This is a genomic window from Cytobacillus firmus NBRC 15306, from assembly GCF_001591465.1.
GTDB lineage: Bacteria > Bacillota > Bacilli > Bacillales > Cytobacillaceae > Cytobacillus > Cytobacillus firmus.
The window spans coordinates 1-6,386 of record NZ_BCUY01000133.1 but is presented as its reverse complement, the minus strand read 5'-3'; the positions used below and the strand labels follow the sequence as shown (position 1 = coordinate 6,386).

The 6,386-nt window shown below is 43.5% G+C and carries 9 protein-coding genes; 7 read left to right on the top strand and 2 right to left on the bottom strand.

The genetic code is table 11. The features are described from left to right. Positions 1 to 221 precede the first annotated feature (221 nt). Complete coding sequence (gene kapD, locus BFI01S_RS20545; RefSeq protein ID WP_061794251.1) at positions 222 to 842, top strand: 3'-5' exonuclease KapD; 621 nt, start codon at positions 222 to 224, stop codon at positions 840 to 842. Positions 843 to 881: 39 nt separating this feature from the next. On the opposite strand, the gene kapB is transcribed toward kapD, so the two are convergent. After that, positions 882 to 1,262, bottom strand: a complete 381-nt coding sequence (gene kapB, locus BFI01S_RS20540; protein ID WP_048011701.1) for a kinase-associated lipoprotein KapB — start codon at positions 1,260 to 1,262, stop codon at positions 882 to 884. A gap of 122 nt (positions 1,263 to 1,384) precedes the next feature. On the opposite strand from kapB, the gene BFI01S_RS20535 reads away from it, so the two are divergent. The 5 genes from BFI01S_RS20535 (at position 1,385) to BFI01S_RS20515 (ending at position 4,592) form a co-directional block, all read left to right on the top strand. Then, on the top strand, positions 1,385 to 2,116 hold the full coding sequence (locus tag BFI01S_RS20535; RefSeq protein WP_061794250.1) for a peptidylprolyl isomerase: 732 nt from the start codon (positions 1,385 to 1,387) through the stop codon (positions 2,114 to 2,116). 75 nt (positions 2,117 to 2,191) lie between these two features. Beyond that, positions 2,192 to 2,401, top strand: a complete 210-nt coding sequence (locus BFI01S_RS20530) for a hypothetical protein (protein ID WP_035332039.1) — start codon at positions 2,192 to 2,194, stop codon at positions 2,399 to 2,401. A 142-nt stretch (positions 2,402 to 2,543) separates the two neighbouring features. Continuing rightward, on the top strand, positions 2,544 to 3,107 hold the full coding sequence (locus BFI01S_RS20525) for a superoxide dismutase family protein (RefSeq protein WP_061794249.1): 564 nt from the start codon (positions 2,544 to 2,546) through the stop codon (positions 3,105 to 3,107). 100 nt (positions 3,108 to 3,207) lie between these two features. Further along, the gene (locus BFI01S_RS20520) at positions 3,208 to 3,582 is read left to right on the top strand and encodes a PH domain-containing protein (RefSeq protein WP_061794248.1); all 375 of its coding nucleotides are present in this window, start codon (positions 3,208 to 3,210) and stop codon (positions 3,580 to 3,582) included. Between the two features lie 89 nt (positions 3,583 to 3,671). Continuing rightward, positions 3,672 to 4,592, top strand: a complete 921-nt coding sequence (locus BFI01S_RS20515; RefSeq protein WP_061794247.1) for a nuclease-related domain-containing protein — start codon at positions 3,672 to 3,674, stop codon at positions 4,590 to 4,592. Positions 4,593 to 4,753: 161 nt separating this feature from the next. On the opposite strand, the gene BFI01S_RS20510 is transcribed toward BFI01S_RS20515, so the two are convergent. After that, positions 4,754 to 5,923: a MalY/PatB family protein gene (locus BFI01S_RS20510; RefSeq protein ID WP_061794246.1), complete on the bottom strand. Its 1,170-nt coding sequence runs from the start codon at positions 5,921 to 5,923 to the stop codon at positions 4,754 to 4,756. 120 nt (positions 5,924 to 6,043) lie between these two features. Here BFI01S_RS20510 and BFI01S_RS20505 point away from each other — a divergent pair, with 120 nt between their 5' ends. Then, positions 6,044 to 6,298, top strand: a complete 255-nt coding sequence (locus BFI01S_RS20505; RefSeq protein ID WP_412729476.1) for a DUF1871 family protein — start codon at positions 6,044 to 6,046, stop codon at positions 6,296 to 6,298. Positions 6,299 to 6,386: the final 88 nt, after the last annotated feature.

The following is a 6,386-nucleotide window of genomic DNA, read 5'->3' as shown; positions in this document are numbered from 1 at the left end:
CCCTCTATTTGTCTCTTAAATTACTAGAATATGTTTATGTTTATGCTGGGAAGAATGGAAATATACAGCTTACAGGTCGGTTATTCCATAATAGATAGCTAGATAAGGAGAACGATGGAGAAATTCCGGCATAAAAGCAATTTGATCAGAAAATTGAAATATTTCATGCTATAATATAAGAAATTAAGTCCGTAAAATTTTAAGGGAAAGCAGGTGAAAACATGGGGGAGGAACACCAATACCTATTTATTGATTTTGAGTTTACCATGCCTGATAAAGGCGGTGCTTTCAGAGGTTTTTTTCCTGAAATTATCGAAGCTGGCATTGTATCAGTTATCAGCAATCAGGTTTGTGAAGAGTTCTCTTCATATGTAACTCCTGTCCGGTTTCCGATATTGTCCGAGCGGTGCAAATCTTTTCTGCATATATCACAGGAACAAGTAGATCAGGGAATTGATTTTCTTGAATTGGTGAAGAAAATGAAGGATATGAACAGAAATCGTCCTTGCACAATTGTTACGTGGGGAAATATGGATATGAAGGTGCTTAGAAATAATTGCATCCAGGCTGGAGTGGATTTTCCGTTCAGGGGCAGGGAAGTGGACCTTTCGATGGAATATAAGCGATTCTTTGGTGACCAAAACCAGACAGGATTATGGAAAGCAGTTCAGGAATACGGCAAGGAAGGAACAGGAAAACATCACCGTGCTCTGGATGATGCCTTGACGACTTACAATATTTTCAGATTGGTAGAAAAGGATAAAAAGTATCTGCAAAAGCCGGAGCCTACGACAATTGGCGACCGGGTGGACTTCTCGAAGCTGTTTAATAAATTTGCCTGACAAGCCAAATCCATCAAAGCGATTTGGCTTGTTTTCATTTTACTTAAAATAATCTTTCTCCAATGAGTCGAGATTTCTTATGCTTTGCTCAGCCCATGGAGAAGAATCTCCTTCCAGCTCCGTTCTCATTCTATCCAGTGCTATTTGCAGCGAATCCTTATAATCTGGTATTTCTTCTGCGAAAGGCTTTACCATTTGCTTAGGCACATTGGTCTGCTCTCTGTAAGCAAGCGCGCGGCGTTCATGAAAAAGCATCACGTCCGCTTCTTTAGGGTTATGTAAATCCCCCTGCATGGGATGCTTTAAAACACCCAGCACTCTGACCAGATAATGCTGGGGCCGGATGTCTGTCACTTCTCCTATATATTTGCCTGTTTTATAGATGGCTGTTACTTTGTCGCCGATCTTAACTTCTGCCAACCTAACCTCTCCTTTTTCATTTTCTTTAGCCCTATTATGAAGCCTGGAAAAACAAAGTGCAAATTTTCAATAAATCAGGTAAGCTAAAAATTGATTAGTTTTTTTATAGGAGGCTGAAAACAATGAAATGGCGTATGTTAACCCCCATTCTAATTCTGATGTTTATCCTGTCAGCATGCGGGACAAGCACCGAAAAAGAAGCGGACAATGCAAATGGCTCTGAAACTGAAGAAAAACAGACAAATAACCAGGCAAGCGAAACTCCGGACAACTTTCCGCAGCTGACTGAAGAAGTACAGGGAAATGAAAGACTTGTGGAAATGCAGACATCAAAAGGGAATATTAAAATTAAACTTTTCCCGGACCAGGCTCCGAAAGCTGTTGAAAATTTCATTAAGCACAGTGAAGATGGCTACTACGACGGCTTGATTTTTCACCGTGTCATTCAGGATTTTATGATCCAGGGCGGCGATCCTGAGGGAACCGGCATGGGAGGAGAAAGCATTTACGGTGAAGCATTTGAGGATGAATTTTCGAACGAACTCTTTCACATTCGCGGTGCATTATCAATGGCTAATGCAGGTCCGAATACAAACGGAAGCCAATTCTTTATAGTCCAGAACACGACACTTGATCCAAGCCTGAAAGAGCAAATGGAAAAGGCCGGCTATCCGGAAGAAATCATTAAAGCTTATGGAAATGGTGGAACACCAACGCTCGATCATAAGCACACCGTTTTTGGACAGGTTGTTGAGGGAATGGATGTAGTCGACAGCATCGCAGCGGTTGAAACAGCCGAACAGGACAAGCCTGCGGAAGATGTGGTTATTGAAAAGATCGAGGTATTGAAATAAGTTCATTGGACTGTGCAACCATTGCTGATATAATAATTTAATGGACACTGCTTTTAGCAGAAAGGATGGATTAGAATGCTGCAATGGTATGTACTGTCACTGTTTTTGTATTTTCCTGAAGATAAATCAGAATACGGCCCGGCAGCTTTAACGTTTGCCATCTTCTTAATTGGGGCCATTCTTACCATGAGATTAATTATCCGTGTATCAAGGCGCGAAGCAGCCAAAGCGAAAGAGCTTGAAGAGCGCATTGACAGGCAAAATAGACAAGAGGGGAACAGCTGAGCGGCTGTTCTTCTTTTTTTTGGTGAGATCTAGGCCCAGCTTCCAGGAGTCGGAGGTGAGCATGGCACTTGCGCTGCTCTTGTTTATTAATAATGTGATTGGGCAACACTAAAGGCAAATTGTCTTGATGGAGGATTCAATCATGAGAAAAGGTTTGATGCTTGGTGTTTTTCTTCTTTTGTCCGGCTGCGGGGAAGAGAATATTACAAATACAGAAGTCGAAATGTATAATGCTGCAGGTGATTCATTAGGCACCATTAAGGTGCAGGAACAAGCGAGCGGAGTAAAATTGACCGGAGATCTGAGCGGGCTGCCGCCGGGGGAGCTTGCTATCCATATCCATGAAGAAGCAAAATGTGAACCCCCTGATTTCAAATCCGCCGGGAATCATTTCAATCCTGATAATAAGGAGCATGGTCTGCTTCACCCAAAAGGATCCCATGCGGGTGACCTTCCCAACCTGATTGTCGAGGATGACGGCAAAGTTAAGATTGATTTTATGGCGCCTCAGGTCACGTTAAAAGAAGCCAAAACCTCACTGCTGACAAAGGAAGGGACCTCCATTGTCATCCATGACGGGCCGGATGATGGCATGACCCAGCCGGCAGGAGATTCCGGAGAACGCATTGCCTGCGGCCGTATTTCAAAAGATAAAAAAGAAGAAGGGCAGAAAAAAGCACAGGATGATCAGTCAACAGAAGAATAAATAACTGAAGGCTTTTCTTGAAGGGGAAAGCCTTTATCACTGGGAATTTTTCCGGACGATCCGTATAATGGAGTTAAACCTTATAATGGAGGTTGGTTAAATGGGAATTTTCGATGGTTTTATCGGCAATGCATCAGAAGCAGACATTAAGGAGGTCCAGGACGAATTTTCAGCAGTCCTTGCTCCAAGCGAACAGGTTGAAAAAGCCTACAGACTTGTCCGTGATTTATTCATTTTTACAAACAAGCGCCTGATTCTGGTGGATAAGCAGGGAATCACAGGGAAAAAAATCGAGTATCACAGCATCCCCTATAAAAGTATTACCCACTTTAGCATTGAAACCGCAGGCAGCTTCGATCTGGAGGCCGAATTGAAAATTTGGATCTCAGGATCAGACGAACCAATTGAAAAACATTTTAATAAAAACTTGAACATCTACGAAGTGCAGAGCGTGCTTGCTGAATATGTACTGTAAATCCCCTTGCTTGAAGAGCGAGGGGATTTTACTTGTGAGTGCGGGAAACTTTTCTTACAATGAAATTATTCCAATATGAGAGGTGAAATATGAATATTATACCCCGTTTCGAATCGAGGGAGCTGGAATTGCTCCGCATCCTGTCCCGCCGTCTTGAGCTGCCTTTCAAGGATGAAAATCAGTACTTGTTTTTAGAGAAGGGCTATGCAGGCGAGCTTCAGTTTGACAGGGAACTTCAGGACTTCCCAGACTCGTTCATCATTCTAAATGATCTCCTGCTGGAAATCAGCAATACCCACTTCCAAATCGATACCCTCCTTATCGCCGGCGGCACTCTTTTTGTCTTTGAAGTAAAAAACTACGAAGGTGACTATTGCATAGAAAACGAAAGATGGTACTCCCTTCCGTCCAAAACAGAAATAAAAAATCCCCTTCTTCAGCTGCAGAGATGCGAAACACTATTGCGGGGACTCCTAAAAGAACTCGGCTTTCATCTTCCCATCAAATCTCATTTGATATTTATCAACCCCGGATTTCAGCTTTATCAGGCTCCACTAAATATTCCCGCTGTATTTCCTTCACAGCTAAAACGATTCCTTGAAAAATTAAAAAACACTCCAAATGCGGCAAAATCCAGAAACGTGAAGCTGGCCGAGCAGTTAAATGCCCGCGCCCTGAAAGAGAATCCCTACATGCGAATTCCAGAATATAACTATACCCATTTGCGAAAAGGAATTCCGTGTGATTCGTGTTCTTCGTTCTTGACCCCCTTTACTCAAGGTTACTTAATGTGCGGGGAATGTGGTTTGAAAGAAAAGGCAGACACTGCGATACTGCGTTGTGTGAAAGAATTTAGGGTTCTGTTTCCAGATAGGAAAATTACTACAAATACGATAGTGGATTGGTGCGGTGGTGCGGGGTCTGGGAAGACTGTGCGGAGGATACTAAGTAAGAAATATATAATACAGGGACATGGAAAGTATTCTTATTATACTGAAAAGCAGGATTGAGGCATGAGGAGATCATGAAGCGAAAACAAGGAGCCAGAGAAGAAAAAGGTCGCCATAAAGGGTTCATGAGTCCGAAAACGAGTACCTAGAGAGAAAAAGGTTGCATTATCCACACACACGCCAAAAAAGGCACGGCCTCCCAGCCGTGCCTCCACACACTATCACTCAAAAGCCCGCTTCAGCCTCTCCAGCCCTTCCGCCAATACTTCATGCGGGCAGGCGATGTTCATTCGGACGAAGCCTTCCCCGCCCGGGCCGTATTTAGGTCCTGGTTCCAGGGCGAGTTTCCCTTTTTCCAGAAGACTTTGGCGCAGTTCGGCATCACTTAATCCTAATCCGCGGCAATCCAGCCATAGCAGATAGGTGCCATCCGGCTCTATCAGACGAATATCGGGAAGGTACTCACCAATAAACTCAGCTGCTGTTCGTTTATTTTCATTGAGATAATCCATCAGACTATTAAGCCATTCTTCGCCATGTCGATAGGCTGCTTCCATTCCGATGATTCCGAAGGCGGACAGCGTGAAAAATCCCTGCTTGTGCTGTTCTGCCTGGAAAGCCTTTCGCAGCTTCTTATTGCTAATAATGGCAGCTGAAGCTTGAATCCCTGCGAGGTTCCAGGTTTTTGTCGGAGCTATGCAGGTGACCGTAATGTCTGCAAATCGTGAATCCATTGAAGCAATAGGATAATGCTTATGGCCTTTATAAATTAAATCAGAATGGATCTCATCGGAAAGAATAAGGCAATCATATTTAACACAGAGATCCCCTATTTTCCTAAGTTCCTCTTCTGTCCACATGCGGCCTCCCGGATTGTGCGGATTGCAGAGCAGGAATAGCTTCACTCCCTCTTTCAATTTATCTTCAAAATCGGCAAAATCAATTTCGTACCGGCCGTTCTCGAGCTTCAGCTGAGAATTAACGACTTTGCGGCCATTCTGTTTAATCATTTCAAAGAAAGGAGTATATACGGGAGACTGGAGCATTACTTTCTCCTCTTTTTCCGTAAAAGCCTGGATCGCAGTTGCGATGGAGGGAACCACTCCCGTGCTGTATAAAATCCACTCATTATTGATTTTCCAGCCATGCCGCATGTAAAGCCACTGTCCGATAGAGTCTGCGGTTGAATCAGGAGCAAACGTATATCCGTAGACTCCATGAGCTATTCTGCCTTCTATTGCTTTCTTCACTTCCTCGGGTGGCTGAAAATCCATATCTGCTACCCACATCGGCAATACATCGGATCTGCCGAAAACCTCCCGGGTCCGATCCCACTTAACAGAAGCTGTATTTTCCCTGCTTATTTTTTGATGGAAATTAATATGATCCAACCCTGTCACCGCCTTTAGAATTCTTTTATGTACCCTGACTCTATGATATGATATTGATGCTAAAAATTAAAATATTGCGGCTTCATTCAGCCGAATAATAATCAGGTGATATAAATGCAAATGCAGCAAACGAATCTTTTACTTGTTTATACACTGGATCAGTGGGATCCGTTTGGAGTGGGCCCGGGCAATTATGACACTGAAATCGCAGATTCAATCCAGGCCGTCCATGATCTGGATGATCAGGTGGAATTAGCCAGGGCGATTCAATCCATATATGAATTTTCCTTTGAGGAAATCATTCCTTTGGAAAATTGCAAAGAAATCTCCGGGCGTCTTCTTGAAATCAAGAATAATGGCTTCTGCGCTATGTAAAGTGAAAAATGGCAGCTCTCCGTCCCGGGGGCTGCCATTTTTATCGCAGTCTAACGGGCAGTAAGACCCCCACTTCAAGACTCAGAGG